We start from the raw sequence: 18729 nt of genomic DNA, 5'->3' as shown, positions 1-18729 counted from the left end.
AATTCAGTAAATTGCAATTTAATATTTGAAATTATATAACTTTTCTGACAATATAAGAGTTGAAGATATCTACTTTAATAGAATTCATTTCAGCATGAGTAAAGGGGCAATTAGAGTAAGTAGGTATGATCAACATTATTAAAGCAAAGGGGAGAATTTTCAATGGCAGAGGTTAATGTATTAACAGGAGTTTATGCTAATCCAAATACGGAGGGTGCGCTTGTACATTTTAAGGAACGCTATGACAATTTTATTGGTGGCGAATGGGTTGCACCGGTAAATGGTGAGTACTTCGATAATATTACACCTGTAACAGGTAAAGTATTTACACAGGTTGCTCGTTCTACAGAAGCAGATATTGAATTAGCTTTAGATGCGGCTCATGCGGCGAAGGATGCTTGGGGAACAACATCGGTAACCGTCCGAAGTAATATCTTGCTAAAAATTGCAGACCGTATTGAACAAAATTTAGAACTGTTAGCTGTTGCAGAAACTTGGGACAATGGTAAAGCCATCCGTGAAACATTAAATGCCGATTTGCCACTTGCGATTGATCATTTCCGTTATTTTGCGGGTGCATTAAGAGCACAAGAAGGTTCATTAAGCCAAGTGGATGAAAATACAGTTGCCTATCACTTCCACGAACCAATTGGCGTAGTTGGACAAATTATTCCTTGGAATTTCCCGCTCTTAATGGCGGTATGGAAACTAGCCCCTGCTCTTGCTGCTGGAAACTGTGTTGTTCTTAAACCGGCTGAGCAAACACCCGCGTCCATTTTAGTATTAGCTGAGTTAATTGGTGATTTATTACCTCCGGGTGTCTTAAATATTGTAAACGGTTTCGGCTTAGAAGCAGGAAAGCCATTAGCATCGAGCCCACGTATCGGTAAAATTGCCTTTACAGGTGAAACGACAACAGGTCGCTTAATTATGCAATACGCATCCCAAAATTTAATTCCTGTAACATTAGAGCTTGGTGGAAAATCGCCTAATATATTCTTTGAGGATATTATGGATGCAGACGATGCCTTTTTAGATAAGGCAGTAGAAGGTTTTGTCTTATTTGCTCTGAACCAAGGTGAAGTATGTACATGCCCATCGCGTGCGCTTATTCAAGAATCCATTTACGATAAATTTATGGAGCGCGTCTTAAAGCGTGTAGAGGCGATTCAAGTAGGAAATCCACTTGATCCAAATACAATGATGGGTGCACAAGCTTCATCGGAGCAAATGGAAAAAATCCTATCCTATTTACAAATTGGTAAAGAAGAGGGCGCAGAATGCTTAATTGGTGGCGAGAAAAATGAGCTTGGCGGCGATTTAGCAGAAGGCTATTATATTAAGCCAACAGTATTTAAAGGTCATAACAAAATGCGCATTTTCCAAGAAGAGATTTTTGGTCCAGTTGTCGCGGTTACAACATTTAAAACAAAAGAAGAAGCACTTGAAATTGCCAACGATACATTATATGGCTTAGGCTCGGGTGTTTGGACGCGTGATATGAATACAGCGTATCGCTTCGGACGTGGTATTGAAGCGGGGCGTGTATGGACAAACTGCTACCATGCCTACCCAGCACACGCAGCGTTTGGCGGCTACAAAATGAGTGGTATTGGTCGTGAAACACATAAAATGATGTTAGGTCATTATCAACAAACGAAAAACCTATTAGTAAGTTATGATGAAAACCGCTTAGGCTTCTTCTAAGAAAGAGGAGGTGCTCCATTTGGTTGAACGTGTTGTCGCAACCGAAGAAGCATTGCAGCTAATTGACAAGTTAAAGGCGCGTCATGGTCCCGTTATGTTCCATCAATCAGGTGGCTGCTGTGATGGCTCGTCACCGATGTGTTATCCTGATGGAGATTTAATTGTTGGCAATCAAGATATTTTATTAGGTTATCTTGGTGGCAGCCCTTTTTACATGCACAAAAATCAATATGAATATTGGAAGCATACCCAAATTATTATTGATGTTGTAGATGGACGGGGTGGGATGTTTTCACTTGAAGGTGTGGAAGGAAAGCGTTTTTTATCGAGGTCTCGGGCATTTACTAAAGGAGAGCTAGAGCAACTTTCATTGTAAATTATGAAAAGACTATGCGATTTTGCATAGTCTTTTTTCATGGCAAAAAAATAGGCGTATAATGAATGTTAGGGGGTGTAAAGCTATGGATAAGACCCAATTTATTACCAGACTTCAGCAAAACTATGAAAGTATATCACTATTTTTTAGTGCAGACATGACAGCTGCCATAAAAGTGCCACTAGCCGTACAATATTCGTTTTCACGTGAAACGTTTCACGGTACGCAATTTGAAGCACAAATGAAAAGCTTGCAACGAAAGGCTGTTAAACAAACATTAGTAGAGTATTTTTCTACAGTATCAACTAAATCGGTTCTCAGCTATAAAGTAGCGGCACATCTGATTTTACATGAGCAGCCCGAGCAAGAAATCCAGCGTGTAGCGCAAAACGAGCGTTATTTGGAAGCAGCCGATTTTGCAAGGAGCAGCTATCAATCCATTGCCGCGCTATTTTTACTTGATGAAGCACATGCTAAGCGTGCCAAGCTTTTGTATCATGAGATGAAAAAGCAGCATCAATTTTTGACAGGTAAAGATGATATTCCGTATGCGGTTTTATTAACGAGAGAGCAAGCAGATGTCCAGTTACAAGGTCAGACGATGCGTCGCTATTATGACGCACTTGTCCAACATGACTTTAAGCGCGGGGATGCGCTACAGGCGATGACACAGCTACTATCATTGTATGATGTCCATTTTGAGCCATTACTACTGGATTATGTTGTTGCGATTCGAGCACATTTAAAAAGGGAAAACATAAAGGTGCGACGTAATTTTTATCCATTTATTGCGATGCTTGCACTGGCACGCTCGGATAAGGCGGTGCTTGGTGATATTGTGGAAATGAATAATGAACTGAAGCAATTGAACATGTTTACGTTAGAGCCCTCGCTCGCTTTAATGACAGCCACACAATTTGTGCTACAGCAATTGATTGACAACAATCAGCTTCAACAATTCAACGACAGCTTATTATTTTTACAGGCTTTAAATATGAGTGATTTCTTATATGATGCAGGCTTTACAATCGCATTTGATATTTTTGATTTATTCATTTAAAAGGAGTGTAAATGATGCAACAAACAAAATTATGGATTAATGGTATATGGGAACAAACAGCGGAAACGACAGAACTTGTGGCACCTTATACAGGAGAGGTCATTGCACAGATAGCAAAGGCGACGATTTCAGATGTAGAACGTGCCATTGAAGGCGCACATCAAGCGTTTCAAACCTTCCAAAAGGTATCTGCTTATGAGCGCGCAGAAATTTTATATAGAGTAGTAGCCATTATGCGTGAGCGAAAACAAGAGCTAGCAGAAATTTTAGCAAAGGAAGCGGCCAAGCCATTGTCAGCAGGGCTGGGAGAATTAGATCGTACTATTGCGACCTATCAATTTGCTGCAGAGGCCGCAAAAAACTTAACGGGTGAAACGGTGCCGATGGATGCAGCTCCAGGCGCGGCAGATTATATCGGCTTTACGAAACGTGTGCCATTAGGCGTGATATCCGCGATTACACCGTTTAACTTCCCATTTAATTTAGTGGCACATAAATTAGGTCCAGCATTTGCGGTTGGGAATACCGTCGTATTAAAACCGGCATCACAAACGCCATTAAGTGCACTCGTAATGGCAGAAATTTTTAAAGAAGCTGGCTTACCCGATGGTGCACTACAAATCGTTACGGGCAGTGGTGGCCAATTAAGCGATACATTAGTAACGCATCCACTTGTAAAGAAGGTGACGTTTACAGGCAGTGGTGCAGTCGGATTAAAAATAAAGGAAAAAGTCGGCTTACGTAAAATCACTTTAGAGCTTGGCTCGAATGCAGCGGTCATTGTTGAGCCGTCAACCGAACTCGATCAAATGATGAAACGCTGTGTTGGAGGTGCGTTTGGCTTTGCTGGCCAAGTTTGTATTTCCCTTCAACGTATTTATGTACACCGCGCGATTTATGAGACGTTTACTCAGAAATTCGTAACAGAGACGAAAAAATTAGTGTTAGGTGACCCGTTTAATGCCAACACTGATATTAGTGCGATGATTCACCCTAATGAGGTAGCACGTATTAAACGTTGGATTGATGAAGCAAAGGCACAAGGGGCACAAGTAGCAACAGGGGGTGAATTTACAGAACGTACCTGTACACCGACTGTGATGGTGAATGTAAAGCCAGATATGAAAATTGTTTGTGAGGAAACATTTGCACCGATTGTCTCGATTGTTCCGTATGACACACTTGATGAGGCCATCGCATTTGTCAATAATACCGATCTGGCACTCAATGCCGGAATTTATACAAATCATTTGATGGATGCATTAAAGGCAGCAGATGAACTGCAAGCAGGTGCGGTTATTATTAATGACATCCCAACATTCCGAACGGATAATATGCCCTATGGTGGTGTGAAAATGAGCGGTTATGGCAAAGAGGGGATTAAATATGCGGTGGAAGAAATGACGGACTTAAAGTTGATTACAATGAAGCGAAATTACTAATTTTTATACTAGTATATCATTGCTCAAAAATAGTAACATGGAGTGTAGACAAGAAAGGTGGAAGATTATGAAAACGACCTATCCAATGAGTTATTCTAAAGCGAATCAAACGCGATTAGTTTTACCTCCTGATACGAACCATCACCATTCGATTTTTGGTGGTAGAGTTTTAGCATATATTGATGAAGTAGCGGCCATTGCAGCGATGAAGCATTCACAGGGGGAGGTCGTAACAGCCTCTTTTGACTCCGTAGACTTTGTATCATCCGCTTATGCTGGCGATGTGATTGAACTTGAAGCGATGGTAACAGGTACCGGACGTACATCAATGGAGGTGTATGTACGTGTAGTTTCGCGCAATGTGAAAACGGGTGCAAAAAGGCTAACAACCGAATCATTTGTAACGATGGTTGCGATTGATGAAGAGGGTAAACCAAAAGAAGTGCCCGGTGTCGAGCCAGAAACGGATTTTGAACGTCATTTATTTGAGACAGGGCCCATTCGCCAAGAGCATCGTAAACAAAAGCGCGCACTATCCAAAAAACGCCGCGAATAAAATGAAAGGGACTACCCAAGAATTATCTCAGGTAGTCCCTTTATTTGTTAATCATGTAATTCATGTACAATACGTAACAAGGAATCCGATGATGTTGAAACAAGATTGGATGTATGTGTAAGACCTGTAATAACGGACGTAATTGAATGAATATCTGCATTTGTCTTTTCGTATTGTGTTCGGATTCCGGACACCGCTTCGGCAATGGATGTGAACGAATCGGCTAAACTTTTCTGTGTATCAACGCTCATTTTTACTTGCTCGTCTACACTTGAAACAGAGGCAGACATTTGAGAAATATTGATCTCTGTTTCATTAATTAAGTGCGACACATTTTGAACGGCATTTTTTGTTTCTTCTGCGAGCTTACGGACTTCCTCTGCTACAACAGCAAAGCCCTTTCCGTGTTCGCCAGCACGTGCAGCTTCAATCGAGGCATTTAAGGCCAATAAGTTTGTTTGGTCGGCAATGCCTGTAACGAGTCCTACAATCTCCGCTATTTTTTGAGAAGACTCGCGTAGAGTAATCATCGAGGTTTCGAGTGTATCGACGCGGTTTAATATCGTCGTCATAATGGCGGTTTGATTCACTAAATACGTCGTGCCTGTCGTTGATTTATCTTCCGTTTCAGCCACGAGATGGAGCCCTTCTTTTGTATTTGTGGCAATTTCTTCGGATTGATTGACGATTTCCTGTAGCGAGCCATTTGTTTCGTCACTAATTTGATTGAGTTCCTGAGCTGTTGTTTGAATACGATCGATTAAACGTAATTTAATATCTTCTGCCTCTGTACGAATGCGTTGCTCTTCCATTTCGTATGCTTCAATAACTAGCTGCTGCTCCAAATTAATCATTTTAGAAAAGGCATTGATTGCTTTAGCCATTTCATGAGGAGGCATTTTAATTTTTTCGATGAATGAGATAAACGTACTCATCAATGATTGGAACGAAGCAATATACCATTTGGATTGCAAGCCAATTCTTACATGAACTTGTGCAATGGTTTGGCGTTCCATAATGTAATTCGCATCAATTTGACATTTAAAAATCCCCTCCAAATGTCGATGGAGCGTAATTTTTAAGCGCTCAATTTGTGTGGTATTTTTTATAATCGTTACTAATTCTGGACTGAGTGTAATCGCTTCATAAAACTGATCTACCATAACAGGAATGATCTCTTGTGCATAAGGCTCGAGCTGCTTAATAATTGCTAAATCATCCGTTGTTAGATTTAATACTTGGAGTTGCCGCTGTAATGATGGATAATCCGAAACGTCTACATGTGTTTTTGGAGCATATTTTGTGTTATCCAAAAAAGATGGATGTGATACTTTCGATGATTTTGAAAACCAATTGACCATAATACCCCTCATTTCGTGTGTATTTCACATTAGTATAGTACTATTTTTTGAGAGAGATAGCAGTAATATTTTAGTATAAGTTCAAAATTTGCCGAAATTTGTCTTTCGTTTTGGAGCATTGTATGATTAACAATAGATAAAAGATGCTATCAATTTGTAGAAAAGGACGTTGAAAAAAATGAAATTTCATAAAGGGCGTTTGAAATTTGTCTTGCCAATTTCTTTAGGAGTTGCGATTGCTTCTTACATTATGCTAGTGAATAACTTCCGAGAGGTAGGAAGTCGTGATCGTATTTTCATCGTAATCGGTGCAACGATTTTAACCGCTGTGATTTCTTATTTCTTATTCCCGCAAGAGGGCGATAATCCAAATGATCGCGGGCCGTACTAAATTGCTTCAACGCACATTGTTATAATAAATCTTGGGTATAAGAAACCTAAGATTTTTTTCGATTTATGAAACTTTAGTGACATTCATGCGTAAATAAGGTAACAAAAAAAGTGAGGTTGATTTTAAATGGAATCCAAATGGTCAAAAGTGATTATCCATGCGAGTGCGTTTTTCGCTCCGTTTTTAGTACCGATTCTATTTTTCTTAATAAGTTCTGAGGACAATGTAAAACGTATCGCGATGCAAGCGTTATTATTCCAAGTGATTTTTGGTATTTTCATTGCCATTGCCATCATATTTACTTTCCTTTTAATTGGTTTACCATTCTTAATCGTATTTTTAGCGATTTTCTGGATTGCTCCGATTATTGGGATTATCAAAGCTTTATCAGATCGAGAGTGGAATTATCCGATTGTTGGACGTTGGGTTTAATAACAAGGGGTCTGTCTTAGATTTATTTCTTAGGCAGACCTTTTTTACATTTTGAGGATTTATTATTGTGAATTAGGGCAAAGTGTTTTGAGAGTGATTATTTGAAATCAAAAAACAGCTATTGTATATTTAAGTCAAAGATAGTCAAAGTCAGTTGTTGAGAGGTGAGGACAGCATGAGGAATATATCTGACATAATTGAAGGGTATTTGAAGGAAGTTATTGAATTAAATGGACAGGGACACATTGAAATAAAGCGTAATGAATTAGCGAAGCAATTTGCTTGTGCACCTTCACAAATCAATTACGTCATTAATACACGCTTTACAACAGAGCATGGTTATTTTGTAGAAAGTAAGCGTGGGGGTGGCGGTTATATTCGTATTTTGCGTGTAACGATCCACTCCAAGAAAAACTTATTAGACGAAATGGAAGAGCAAATTGGCGAAACGATTGCACAAACAAACGCGGAACGCATACTTTACCGTTTATTAGACGAAGATATTGTCAGTGAACGAGAGGCAAGTATTATGAAGGCTGCATTGGATCGTACAACATTACGAATGGGTTTACCAGTGCGTGATGAAGTGAGAGCCCGCATATTGCACGCAATGCTACAAACAATTTCTTTTGAAAAATAGAGGTGTTTTAACATGATATGTGAACATTGCAAACAACGCCATGCGAATGTAACAGTGACGCAAGTGCAAAACGGGCAACAAATCGAGCGGCATTATTGCGACGTATGTGCTGCCCAATTCCACCCGTTTCAATTCGAAATGAAAGAAGAGCCCGCATCCTTACAGCAGCTCATGACGAATTGGTTTAATTTTGTGCCCATTATTAAAAAGGAAAATGTAGCGGGAAGCACAGCAAAAACAAAGGCATGCCCAACATGTGGTACAACGTATCGTCAGTTTTTAAAGCAAGGGAAATTTGGTTGTGGTGATTGTTATCGAACCTTTAGTGAGCAGCTCCCACAATTGCTGGAAAAAATTCAAGCAGGTACAAAGCATGTGGGGTATGTAGAAGAAACGCACTCAAAGGAAAAAATTAATCAGCAAATAAGTGAACTCCGCTTATTACAGCAACAGGCGATTACAGAAGAACGCTTTGAAGATGCAGCTAAATTTCGTGATGACATTCGAGCACTCGAAAGTAAAGTCGGGCAAGGAGAGGAACGCGCATGAACATTGAGCATTTTTTAACGAATGCCAATCCAAGCTGGATGCAATATGAAAGCGATTCGGATATCGTCATTAGTACGCGCATTCGACTAGCTCGAAATATTGCGAACGTCCGATTTCCAATTAGCTTTACAGAACAAGATGCCGAACAAATCGAACACCAATTAATGACTGCATTATTAGCAATAGATCGAGAAAATCCCTATCACTTTTCATATTTTAAAGTGAAGGATATGCCACAGCTACAGCGTCAAATATTAGTGGAAAAGCATTTAATCAGCCCTAATTTAGCACGTCGTCAAAAAATTGGGTCGTTCTTTTTAACAGAAGACGAGTCCATTAGCATATTAGTAAATGAAGAAGATCATATTCGTATTCAAAGTCTCGCGCAGGGGATGAATTTGCAGCAAGCATACGAAGAAGCCAGAAAAGTAGACCGCTACTTAAGTAAGTCTATTGCCTATGCTTATGAAGATCGTTATGGCTATTTAACAAGCTGCCCTACGAATGTTGGGACGGGATTGCGTGCTTCAGTGATGCTCCATTTGCCCGCGCTAACTATGACCAAACAGATGAATGCTCTAATTCAAATGATGACAAGATTAGGAATGGTTGTACGGGGAATTTATGGAGAAGGTAGTGATAATTTAGGTAATGTTTATCAAATATCTAATCAAATCACATTAGGCAAATCGGAAACTGTGATTTTGCAAGAACTTGAAAAAGTGGTCGAGCAAATTATTCAAAAGGAGCAAGTAGCGCGCAAAAATTTATTGCTACGTGCACCGACTATTTTAGAAGACCGCTTAAGCCGTTCGTTAGGTACGCTCAAGTATGCCAAAATTTTAACGAGCGAGGAAGCAGCAAGTTGTTTATCGAATGTGCGTCTGGGGGTAAGTTTAGGACTATTAGAACCAATCTCACAGCGTAAGTTAAATGAATGTATGTTAATTATGCAACCAGGGATTATTCAGCAATATGCCGGTGCAACACTTCAGGCAACAGAGCGTGATATGTACCGCGCGAAGCTGTTACAAGAAAAATTGAATGAACAAGCAAGTAATGATGGCGAAAAAGGAGAGGATTCATATGATGTTTAATCGATTCACACAGCGTGCTCAAAAGGTGTTACAACTTGCACAAGAAGAGGCTATTCGCCTAAAGCATAAAGAAATTGGAACAGAGCATATTTTACTTGGTTTAATTCGTGAGGGTGGCGGCATTGCAGCAAAAGCATTGGAAGCAATTAATATTAGCCCACAAATGATCGAATCAGGTATTGAAGAGCTTGTTGGGAAGGGAACAGAAGAAGTAGGGCCAATCGTTCACTATACACCGCGTGCCAAGAAAGTAATCGAATTATCATTAGATGAGTCACGCAAATTAGGTCATGCGTATGTTGGAACAGAGCATATTTTACTGGCGTTAATTCGTGAAGGTGAAGGGGTAGCAGCGCGAGTATTGGCCAATACAGGTGTGAGCATTAATAAAGCACGTCAGCAAGTGTTATTACTACTTGGTAATAACGACTCAAACAGCAATAATGGCTCTGTGTCAACACAAGCAGTGAATACACCTACATTAGATAGCTTGGCGCGCGATTTAACGGCTGTAGCACGTGAAGGTTCACTTGACCCAGTCATTGGCCGTTCAAAAGAAATTACACGTGTTGTGGAAGTATTATCACGCCGTACGAAAAACAATCCCGTATTAATCGGGGAGCCAGGCGTTGGTAAAACCGCTATTGCTGAAGGTTTAGCACAGCAAATCATCAACAATGAAGTACCAGAAATTTTACGTGATAAGCGCGTTATGACATTAGATATGGGGACAGTCGTTGCAGGTACCAAATATCGTGGGGAATTCGAAGACCGTCTGAAAAAGGTGATGGATGAAATTCGCCAAGCAGGCAATATTATTTTATTCATCGATGAGCTTCACACATTAATCGGTGCGGGTGGTGCAGAAGGTGCAATTGATGCATCGAATATTTTAAAGCCATCACTGGCGCGTGGGGAATTACAATGTATCGGTGCGACAACATTAGACGAATACCGTAAATACATTGAAAAGGATGCGGCATTAGAGCGTCGTTTCCAACCAATTCAAGTAGATGAGCCATCAGTCGAAGAAACGGTTTTAATTATTAAAGGCTTACGCGATCGTTACGAAGCGCATCACCGCGTGAAAATTACAGATGAAGCTGTAGAGGCAGCGGCAAAATTATCAGACCGCTACATTTCAGACCGCTTCTTACCAGACAAAGCAATTGATTTAATTGATGAGGCTGGCTCAAAAGTACGCTTACGCTCGTACACAGTGCCACCAAATTTAAAAGAGCTTGAAGATAAATTAGAAGGCATTAAATCCGAAAAGAATGCCGCTGTATCAAGCCAAGAATTTGAAAAAGCTGCGGCGCTTCGTGATTCAGAGCAAAAAATCAAGCTAGAATTAGAGCAATTGAAAAAAGAGTGGAAAGAAAAGCAAGGCAAAGAAGAATCAATGGTTTGTGTGGATGACATTGCACAAGTTGTAGCGATGTGGACGGGAATCCCTGTTTCGAAAATTGCCCAAGAAGAATCTGCTAAGCTATTAAATCTTGAAGAAGAATTACACAAACGTGTAGTCGGTCAAAGTGAAGCCGTTGAAGCCATTTCTCGCGCGATTCGTCGAGCGCGTGCGGGTCTAAAGGATCCAAAACGCCCAATCGGCTCATTTATCTTCTTAGGGCCAACAGGTGTCGGTAAAACAGAGCTTGCCCGTGCATTAGCGGAAGTAATGTTTGGTGATGAGGATGCCATGATTCGCGTAGATATGTCGGAATACATGGAGAAACATTCGACTTCGCGTTTAGTCGGCTCACCTCCAGGTTATGTAGGCTTTGATGATGGTGGTCAATTAACAGAAAAAGTTCGCCGTAAACCATATTCGGTTGTATTATTAGACGAAATTGAAAAAGCACATCCAGATGTCTTCAATATTTTATTACAAGTGTTAGAGGATGGTCGTTTAACAGATTCAAAAGGCCGCGTAGTTGATTTCCGTAACACGGTAGTGATCATGACTTCAAACGTGGGTGCAGAGGCGTTGAAATTCCGTAAGCATGTAGGGTTTGGCGCAGAAGATGCTGCTTCGAAAAACAAAGATGCAAAAGGAACAATGCTAGAAGAACTGAAAAAGGCATTCCGTCCAGAGTTCTTAAACCGTATTGATGAAATGATTGTGTTCCACTCATTAGAAAAAGAGCACTTAAAAGAAATTGTTGCCTTAATGGCAAATTCCTTAACGAAACGCTTAAAAGAGCAAGATATCGAATTGAAATTCACAGATGCGGCGTTAGAGAAAATTGCAGAGGAAGGCTATGATCCACAATATGGCGCGCGTCCATTACGTCGTGCACTACAAAAACATGTGGAAGACCGCCTATCTGAAGAGTTGTTAAAAGGCACGTTAGACAAATCACAGCCGGTTGTATTAGATTACAGCAATGGTGAGTTTACCGTAACAACAGAAGTAAAAGTAGCAAATTAATACAAGCGAGGTGAGTAGCAAGCTCACCTCGTTTCTTTTTTGTTAAAAAGGACAGTTTCGACGAATGACTAGGTGAATGCTAACCCAATCGTGTACAATAGAAAATAAGAACAAACATTCGAAGGAGCTTATGAATTCATGGCAAAAAAGAAATCAAAATTTATGTGTAACAGCTGTGGCTATGAGGCAGCCAAATGGATGGGGCGTTGTCCGGGCTGTGGTGAATGGAATACGATGAACGAAGAAGTTGAAATTATTTCCAAAGGACCTCGAGGTGCATTCCAACATTCCTCGACTACTACAAAGGCAACACCAATTATTCAAGTCGAAGCACAGGAAGAAACACGCATTGTCACGCAAATGAATGAATTTAACCGTGTACTTGGTGGAGGCATTGTCCCTGGCTCACTCGTCTTAATTGGTGGTGATCCGGGAATCGGGAAATCGACATTGCTCCTTCAAGTATCAGCATTATTATCCAATCAAGGGAAGCGTGTATTATATATTTCCGGTGAAGAATCTGTTCGTCAAACGAAGCTACGTGCAGAGCGCTTAGGTGTTAAATCACCGGAGCTTTATATTTATTCAGAGACGAATTTAGAATTTTTAAATCAAACAATCGAAGAAGTTCAGCCGAAATTTGTCATTGTCGATTCGATTCAAACGGTGCATCATCCAGAAGTGACTAGTGCACCTGGAAGTGTATCGCAAGTACGCGAATGTACAGCAGAGCTAATGCGAATTGCGAAAACGAAAAACATTGCCATTTTCTTAGTGGGTCATGTAACGAAAGAAGGACAAATTGCGGGTCCGCGTATTTTAGAGCATATGGTCGATACGGTGCTTTACTTTGAAGGGGAGCGCCATCATAATCATCGCATCTTACGCAGTCAAAAAAACCGTTTTGGCTCGACAAATGAAATTGCCATTTTCGAAATGTTACAAGGTGGGTTGAGGGAAGTGTTAAATCCATCTGAACTATTTTTACAAGAGCGTTCACAGGGAGCTCCCGGCTCGACGATTGTAGCATCAATGGAAGGTACGCGCCCGATTTTAGTGGAAATCCAGTCGCTTGTTACGCCTACGAGCTTTAATTACCCAAAGCGTATGGCAACAGGCGTCGACCAAAACCGTGTGCAATTATTAATGGCTGTACTTGAAAAACGTATGGGCATGATGCTTCAGGCACAGGATGCGTATATTAAAGTAGCGGGTGGGGTAAAGCTAGACGAACCGGCAATTGATTTAGCTGTTTTAACGAGCATCGTTTCAAGCTTCAAAGATCAAGCGGTAAATCCAACGGACTGTTTTATTGGTGAGGTTGGATTGACGGGGGAAGTGCGTAGAGTCTCTCGTATTGAGCAGCGTGTCCAAGAAGCTGCGAAATTAGGCTTCCGTCGCGCAGTTATTCCTGCATCGAATATTGGTGGATGGGAGTTTCCAGAAGGGATTCAAGTGGTGGGCGTCGAAACAATTAATGACGCATTACGTGCATCTTTTAGGGATTTATAACGTTCTATTTAAAAAAGGAAGTTCACTTTTTTGAGCGAACTTCCTTTCAATCTACATCTGAGCAAAAGCTAGTTGGGTCTTAGTGAGCTTTTACGTCGTTTGATTTTTTCTCGAATGCTTCCCTCTTAAAAATACCGAACGGGCGACCAATAGGTAAGAAGTTGAAGCCGAAGTGTTTGTTTAATACGTTTGCGCCAGCACCATAGAAAGATAAAAGAGCAATGATTAATTCTGAGTAAGCAGCCAATAAATGCATGCCATGCTCCATAATACCGAATGAGCTTAATGCTAAACCGACAAATAAGAAATCAATCATCACGAAGATGGCAAATAAAACTTTGTTTGTTTCTGCCGCACCAATCGTCATAAATACGGTAAAGATTAAGTACCCTAAATACACAACACCAAGTTGACGCGTATCTACAGATGCTTGTAAGGCTTCACCAAATACACCTGCTTGGATAAACCAGCTCATACCAACACCCATCCAGAATAAACCATAAGCGCCGAATGCTGTTGTACCAAATGTATTGTTATGCTTCGAATCTAATACAGAAGCGTAAAATTGTGCGATACCACCTAAGAAAATCGCCCAAGGAATCACTAAACCTAAGCCATCTGTCCAACCAAGCTTTTGTGTAGAAGCGACGAATGTAACAATTGCTAAACCAAATAAACCGATTGCTGAAGGATCGGCGGTTGAAATTTTAATTTCTTTTGTTGAGTTCAAAACATATTCTCCTATCTCATGATGTGCTTCATCTGTTATACGCGGATAATATACTAAAAAAATAATAGAAGCTACAGGAGGATAGTTTTTTGAAGGAACTCTGTCATTATCAAAAAGATATCTTGCAAATTTAACAAATGATTTTTAATGCAAAAGGTGCTGTAAATAGAGAATATTTATATGAAGTAGCGTATTTTGTTATAAAATAGATTAAATTGTTGATTTCTGTTGTAGTACACGATAGGAGCTAGTTTTCGCCATAAACGAAGGTTGTATGTATAATTATTATATGGAGGTGAATTGTATGTTGAAGAAAGTAATTCAAGTAGCATTTTTATTTATCGGTGGAGCATTAGGCCTAATTTTCTTACCGCCATTATACGAATTTATGAATTTATCATCCCATCCATGGCTTAATAATCCATATTTTAGTGTTGCGATAGGTGCTGCTTTATTATTTGTATTATCATTTGCGTTATCGGATTACTTTGTAAAGCTGATTACGTGGTCAGAAGAAAAGCTATTTAAATTGCCTGCTTCAGATTTGTTGTTTGGTACGCTTGGTTTAATTGTCGGTTTAAGTGTAGCGACATTGGCTGGTGTAGCGATTAATCAATTGAATATTCCTATTATTAAGTCGATTACCTCGGTAGTTCCAGTGATTTTATCGATTATCCTTGGTTATTTAGGATTCCGTTTAGGTTTTACAAAGCGGGAGGAATTATTGCAAATATTTGCAGGAAAAGCATCGAAAAAGCGTTCTGGAGAGAGCGCAGGAAAAGAAGTTGATGTTCAAAAGCAATATAAACTACTTGATACAAGTGTCATTATTGATGGACGTATTGCAGATATTTCGGCAACAGGCTTTGTTGAGGGGATTTTAGTTGTACCGCAATTTGTATTAACGGAGCTGCAGCATATTGCGGATTCATCTGATACGCTAAAACGTACGCGTGGTCGGCGAGGGCTCGATATTTTGAAGCGTCTACAAGATGAGCGTGCATCGACGGTATTAATTACAGAGATTGATTTTGAAGACATTTCAGAAGTTGATTTAAAATTAGTGCGTCTTGCGAAAAAAATGGACGCCAAAATTTTAACAAATGATTTCAATTTAAATAAAGTATGTGACTTGCACCGCGTGGAAGTATTGAATATTAATGATTTAGCGAATGCGGTAAAGCCGGTCGTTATTCCGGGTGAGAATATGCAAGTTGTCGTCATTAAAGATGGTAAGGAGCATAACCAAGGTGTTGCTTATTTAGATGACGGTACAATGATTGTTGTGGAGGGCGGTCGAAGCTATATCGGCCAGGCGATTACAGTAACTGTAACAAGCGTGTTGCAAACGTCAGCGGGCCGTATGATTTTCGCTAAGCCAAAAGAAGAGTAGGAAGTGAAGCATTTTGCGTTATGAAGTCGTTTTGCCAGCAGCAGGAAGCGGGAAGCGTATGGGTGCCGGGCAAAATAAATTATTTTTAACATTAGTCGACAAACCTATTTTAGTGCATACATTATTGGTCTTTGAACAGGATGAAAACTGCACGGGCATATGGCTTGCGGTAAAGGATGAAGAACGAGCGCTTATTCAATCATTATTAGCAAAATACGCGATTACAAAAGTAAAAGGCTTGCCGACTGGTGGGGCTGAACGTCAACATTCGGTGCATTCATGTATAAAAGAAATGCAGGCAGTTGAAGTGGTGCTTGTCCATGATGCGGCACGCCCATTTATTAAAGTACCAACAATTACGGAGCTAACGAATGTCGCCTATCATAAAGGGGCAGCCATTGCCGGTGTACGCGCGAAGGATACGATGAAGGTCGTTGAAAATGGATTGATTAAAGAAACGGTAGATCGCGATTCGCTTTGGATGATTCAAACACCGCAAGCATTCCGTTTTGATTTGTTAGCACAAGCGGAAGATGTAGCGGAGAAGGTCGGCTTTTTAGGAACAGATGAGGCAATGCTTGTGGAACGTTTGGGGCATGAGATTCATATTGTTGAAAGCAGCTATGAAAATGTCAAAATGACAACGCAGGAAGATTTAATTTTTGGAGAAGCGATTATTCATCGGAGAACGCAAACAAATTAATCGGTGTACCTTGAAAAATGAACTTATTTTTCAAGGTGCTTTTGCTGCCAAAATGCTGAGAAATGTGCTTTTTTCAAAGAAGTTGATTATACTAGTGCTAATGAGATTACGAGAAAGAAGGTGAAGGCTAGCTTTGTTAATGAAGCTAGCGACGATATGTTTCGAATTGGACAAGGTTTTGACGTTCACGAGTTTGCAGAAGGACGTCCATTAATTTTAGGCGGTATTACCATTCCACATGAGCGCGGATTATTAGGCCATTCCGATGCAGATGTTTTATTACATACCGTGACAGACGCAGCACTTGGCGCAATCGGTGAAGGGGATATCGGACGTCATTTCCCAGATACAGATCCTGAATGGAAAGATGCCGATTCAGCCAAATTACTTGCTTATATTTGGAAAATGGTAGAGGAGCGCGGCTATAAATTAGGAAATGTGGACTGCACGATTATGGCGCAGCGTCCAAAGATGGCACCGTATATCGAGCCTATGCGCAATCGTATCGCACAGTTGCTCAATGCCGACCCATCACAAGTAAATGTCAAAGCAACGACAACTGAAAAATTAGGCTTTGTCGGTCGTGAAGAGGGGATTGCTTCAATGGCAACCATTCTTTTAATAAAAGCCTAAGAGAGAGGGTGTGCGCACGAATTCAGCGCGCACCACTTTTATTTACGAACGGCAAGTGGTAAAATGAACGGAATGAAAAGGGTCGAAAACTATTCTGACGCTTAAATTTAGGAGGCAATATTATGACGAAACCAGTTCGCGTTCGTTATGCACCATCGCCAACAGGATTTTTACATATCGGTGGCGCGCGTACAGCTTTATTCAACTATTTATATGCTAAACATCACAATGGTACTTTTGTGGTACGTATTGAAGATACAGATATCGAGCGTAACGTAGAGGGCGGCGAAGCTTCTCAGTTAGATAACTTACGTTGGTTAGGTATTATACCAGATGAGTCAATTGATATCGGTGGCCCATACGCACCATATCGTCAAATGGAGCGTTTAGATATTTATAAAGAACATGCTGATAAATTATTAGCAGAAGGTAAAGCATACAAATGCTTCTGTTCTTCAGAAGCGTTAGAGGCATCTCGTGAAGCGCAAAAAGCAAACGGTGTAGCTGCACCAACATATGATGGGAAGTGTCGTCATTTAACGGCTGAAGAAGTAGCGCAAAAAGAGGCTGCTGGTATTCCATATACAATTCGTATGCGCGTTCCAGAAAACGTGACATATAACTTCACGGATTTAGTTCGTGGTGATGTATCATTCGAGTCAAAAGATATCGGGGATTGGGTACTTGTAAAAGCTAATGGTATCCCAACATACAACTATGCCGTCGTTTTAGATGATCACTTTATGGAAATTACACATGTATTCCGTGGAGAAGAGCATTTATCAAACACACCAAAACAAATGATGATTTTTGATGCATTTGGCTGGGAATATCCACGTTTCGGTCATATGACATTAATCGTCAATGAAGACCGCAAAAAATTATCAAAACGTGATGAGTCGATTATCCAATTCGTTGCGCAATATAAAGATCTTGGTTACTTACCAGAAGCAATGTTCAACTTCTTTAGCTTACTTGGCTGGTCTCCAGAAGGTGAAGAAGAAATTTTCTCACATGATGAGTTCATCCAATTATTCGATGAAAAACGTTTATCAAAATCGCCATCGATGTTTGATAAAACAAAGCTTACATGGATGAATAACCAATACATCAAAAAATTATCACGTGAAGAAGTGGTGGCATTAGCATTACCACACTTACAAAAAGCCGGACTTTTACCAGAGGAATTATCTGCAGAGCAACAAGCTTGGGCATCTGATTTAATCGGTCTTTACCATGAGCAAATGAGCTTCGGTGCGGAAATCGTGGAGTTATCGAGCCTATTCTTCACAGAAGAAATTTCATATGATGAGGAAGCACAAGCCGTGTTAGCTGGTGAAACGGTACCAGCCGTAATGACGGCATTCAAAGCGCAATTAGTAGCACTTGAATCGTTTGATGCGGATTCAATTAAAGCAGCTATTAAAGCCGTACAAAAAGAAACAGGGGCGAAAGGTAAAAACCTATTCATGCCAATCCGTGTTGTAACAACAGGTCAAACACATGGTCCGGAATTACCAAATGCGATTGCTTTAATTGGTAAAGAAAAAGTGATTGCACGTGTAGAGAAATACGCTAATTAATACGCGTATCAAACAAACAAAGTAATTGATTTTTCGAGAAAAAATTGTACAATGAATGTACGATTTCAAATAACGTTAACGCGTTGAGAAGGAGAAGTACGCAGAGCACACCTATTAGAGAGGGTCATCACCG

General features: G+C 40.3%; 18 protein-coding genes and 1 other annotated feature (1 of these 19 cut by a window edge). Of the genes, 16 read left to right on the top strand and 2 right to left on the bottom strand.

Going from position 1 to position 18729, the window contains the following annotated elements; translation table 11 throughout:
- The first annotated feature begins 162 nt into the window (after positions 1-162).
- From adh to MKX47_RS19550, 5 genes are all read left to right on the top strand, one after another.
- Positions 163-1707, top strand: a complete 1545-nt coding sequence (gene adh / locus MKX47_RS19570) for an aldehyde dehydrogenase (RefSeq protein ID WP_340777478.1) — start codon at positions 163-165, stop codon at positions 1705-1707.
- A gap of 19 nt (positions 1708-1726) precedes the next feature.
- The gene (locus tag MKX47_RS19565; RefSeq protein ID WP_340777476.1) at positions 1727-2083 is read left to right on the top strand and encodes a DUF779 domain-containing protein; all 357 of its coding nucleotides are present in this window, start codon (positions 1727-1729) and stop codon (positions 2081-2083) included.
- An 85-nt stretch (positions 2084-2168) separates the two neighbouring features.
- Positions 2169-3143 (top strand): DUF4003 family protein, encoded by a 975-nt coding sequence (locus tag MKX47_RS19560; protein WP_340777474.1) that lies wholly within the window; start codon positions 2169-2171, stop codon positions 3141-3143.
- A 14-nt stretch (positions 3144-3157) separates the two neighbouring features.
- Complete coding sequence (locus tag MKX47_RS19555) at positions 3158-4585, top strand: aldehyde dehydrogenase family protein (RefSeq protein ID WP_340777471.1); 1428 nt, start codon at positions 3158-3160, stop codon at positions 4583-4585.
- A 67-nt stretch (positions 4586-4652) separates the two neighbouring features.
- Entirely contained in the window at positions 4653-5141 is a 489-nt protein-coding gene (locus tag MKX47_RS19550; RefSeq protein ID WP_340777470.1) for an acyl-CoA thioesterase, read from the top strand.
- Positions 5142-5188: 47 nt separating this feature from the next.
- Here MKX47_RS19550 and MKX47_RS19545 read toward each other — a convergent pair whose 3' ends face one another.
- Positions 5189-6502, bottom strand: coding sequence for a globin-coupled sensor protein (locus tag MKX47_RS19545; RefSeq protein WP_340777468.1), 1314 nt, complete (start codon positions 6500-6502; stop codon positions 5189-5191).
- A gap of 178 nt (positions 6503-6680) precedes the next feature.
- Between MKX47_RS19545 and MKX47_RS19540 the strand changes: the two genes are divergently transcribed.
- The 7 genes from MKX47_RS19540 (at position 6681) to radA (ending at position 13554) form a co-directional block, all read left to right on the top strand.
- The gene (locus tag MKX47_RS19540; RefSeq protein ID WP_340777466.1) at positions 6681-6893 is read left to right on the top strand and encodes an acyltransferase; all 213 of its coding nucleotides are present in this window, start codon (positions 6681-6683) and stop codon (positions 6891-6893) included.
- 126 nt (positions 6894-7019) lie between these two features.
- Positions 7020-7325 carry a DUF4870 domain-containing protein gene (locus MKX47_RS19535; RefSeq protein WP_340777465.1) on the top strand — a complete coding sequence of 102 codons (306 nt, stop codon included), beginning with the start codon at positions 7020-7022 and terminating at the stop codon, positions 7323-7325.
- 175 nt (positions 7326-7500) lie between these two features.
- Positions 7501-7965, top strand: coding sequence for a CtsR family transcriptional regulator (locus tag MKX47_RS19530; protein WP_340777463.1), 465 nt, complete (start codon positions 7501-7503; stop codon positions 7963-7965).
- A gap of 12 nt (positions 7966-7977) precedes the next feature.
- Positions 7978-8514 (top strand): UvrB/UvrC motif-containing protein, encoded by a 537-nt coding sequence (locus MKX47_RS19525; protein WP_340777461.1) that lies wholly within the window; start codon positions 7978-7980, stop codon positions 8512-8514.
- Entirely contained in the window at positions 8511-9611 is a 1101-nt protein-coding gene (locus MKX47_RS19520) for a protein arginine kinase (protein WP_340777459.1), read from the top strand. Before MKX47_RS19525 ends, MKX47_RS19520 begins: the two co-directional genes overlap by 4 nt.
- The gene (locus tag MKX47_RS19515) at positions 9601-12042 is read left to right on the top strand and encodes an ATP-dependent Clp protease ATP-binding subunit (protein ID WP_340777456.1); all 2442 of its coding nucleotides are present in this window, start codon (positions 9601-9603) and stop codon (positions 12040-12042) included. Before MKX47_RS19520 ends, MKX47_RS19515 begins: the two co-directional genes overlap by 11 nt.
- Before the next feature lie 138 nt (positions 12043-12180).
- Entirely contained in the window at positions 12181-13554 is a 1374-nt protein-coding gene (gene radA, locus MKX47_RS19510) for a DNA repair protein RadA (RefSeq protein ID WP_340777455.1), read from the top strand.
- Between the two features lie 79 nt (positions 13555-13633).
- Here radA and MKX47_RS19505 read toward each other — a convergent pair whose 3' ends face one another.
- Entirely contained in the window at positions 13634-14284 is a 651-nt protein-coding gene (locus MKX47_RS19505) for an acetate uptake transporter (protein ID WP_340777451.1), read from the bottom strand.
- A 304-nt stretch (positions 14285-14588) separates the two neighbouring features.
- Between MKX47_RS19505 and MKX47_RS19500 the strand changes: the two genes are divergently transcribed.
- The 4 genes from MKX47_RS19500 to gltX all read left to right on the top strand — a co-directional run bounded on the left by MKX47_RS19500 (position 14589) and on the right by gltX (position 18596).
- Positions 14589-15677, top strand: coding sequence for a PIN/TRAM domain-containing protein (locus MKX47_RS19500; RefSeq protein ID WP_340777449.1), 1089 nt, complete (start codon positions 14589-14591; stop codon positions 15675-15677).
- A gap of 13 nt (positions 15678-15690) precedes the next feature.
- Entirely contained in the window at positions 15691-16380 is a 690-nt protein-coding gene (gene ispD, locus MKX47_RS19495) for a 2-C-methyl-D-erythritol 4-phosphate cytidylyltransferase (RefSeq protein ID WP_340777447.1), read from the top strand.
- A gap of 156 nt (positions 16381-16536) precedes the next feature.
- Positions 16537-17013, top strand: a complete 477-nt coding sequence (gene ispF / locus MKX47_RS19490; protein ID WP_340777901.1) for a 2-C-methyl-D-erythritol 2,4-cyclodiphosphate synthase — start codon at positions 16537-16539, stop codon at positions 17011-17013.
- Between the two features lie 122 nt (positions 17014-17135).
- Positions 17136-18596 (top strand): glutamate--tRNA ligase, encoded by a 1461-nt coding sequence (gltX, locus tag MKX47_RS19485; protein ID WP_340777444.1) that lies wholly within the window; start codon positions 17136-17138, stop codon positions 18594-18596.
- A 74-nt stretch (positions 18597-18670) separates the two neighbouring features.
- Positions 18671-18729: a binding site (T-box leader), on the top strand (it continues 166 nt past the right edge of the window).

It is taken from the genome of Solibacillus sp. FSL R7-0668 (assembly GCF_038006205.1).
Classification (GTDB): Bacteria; Bacillota; Bacilli; order Bacillales_A; family Planococcaceae; genus Solibacillus.
Note: the sequence above shows the minus strand (reverse complement) of the source record. Positions and strands in the feature narration are given on the sequence as shown.

Bases quoted from the DNA above. Each gene is read 5' to 3' on its own strand.
- MKX47_RS19535 (WP_340777465.1), top strand. From the start codon at position 7,020: ATGGAATCCAAATGGTCAAAAGTGATTATCCATGCGAGTGCGTTTTTC.
- MKX47_RS19550 (WP_340777470.1), top strand. From the start codon at position 4,653: ATGAAAACGACCTATCCAATGAGTTATTCTAAAGCGAATCAAACGCGA.
- MKX47_RS19525 (WP_340777461.1), top strand. From the start codon at position 7,978: ATGATATGTGAACATTGCAAACAACGCCATGCGAATGTAACAGTGACG.
- MKX47_RS19545 (WP_340777468.1), bottom strand. From the start codon at position 6,502: ATGGTCAATTGGTTTTCAAAATCATCGAAAGTATCACATCCATCTTTT.
- MKX47_RS19555 (WP_340777471.1), top strand. From the start codon at position 3,158: ATGCAACAAACAAAATTATGGATTAATGGTATATGGGAACAAACAGCG.
- ispF (WP_340777901.1), top strand. From the start codon at position 16,537: ATGTTTCGAATTGGACAAGGTTTTGACGTTCACGAGTTTGCAGAAGGA.
- MKX47_RS19540 (WP_340777466.1), top strand. From the start codon at position 6,681: ATGAAATTTCATAAAGGGCGTTTGAAATTTGTCTTGCCAATTTCTTTA.
- MKX47_RS19530 (WP_340777463.1), top strand. From the start codon at position 7,501: ATGAGGAATATATCTGACATAATTGAAGGGTATTTGAAGGAAGTTATT.
- gltX (WP_340777444.1), top strand. From the start codon at position 17,136: ATGACGAAACCAGTTCGCGTTCGTTATGCACCATCGCCAACAGGATTT.
- radA (WP_340777455.1), top strand. From the start codon at position 12,181: ATGGCAAAAAAGAAATCAAAATTTATGTGTAACAGCTGTGGCTATGAG.
- MKX47_RS19560 (WP_340777474.1), top strand. From the start codon at position 2,169: ATGGATAAGACCCAATTTATTACCAGACTTCAGCAAAACTATGAAAGT.
- MKX47_RS19515 (WP_340777456.1), top strand. From the start codon at position 9,601: ATGATGTTTAATCGATTCACACAGCGTGCTCAAAAGGTGTTACAACTT.
- MKX47_RS19500 (WP_340777449.1), top strand. From the start codon at position 14,589: ATGTTGAAGAAAGTAATTCAAGTAGCATTTTTATTTATCGGTGGAGCA.
- MKX47_RS19520 (WP_340777459.1), top strand. From the start codon at position 8,511: ATGAACATTGAGCATTTTTTAACGAATGCCAATCCAAGCTGGATGCAA.
- adh (WP_340777478.1), top strand. From the start codon at position 163: ATGGCAGAGGTTAATGTATTAACAGGAGTTTATGCTAATCCAAATACG.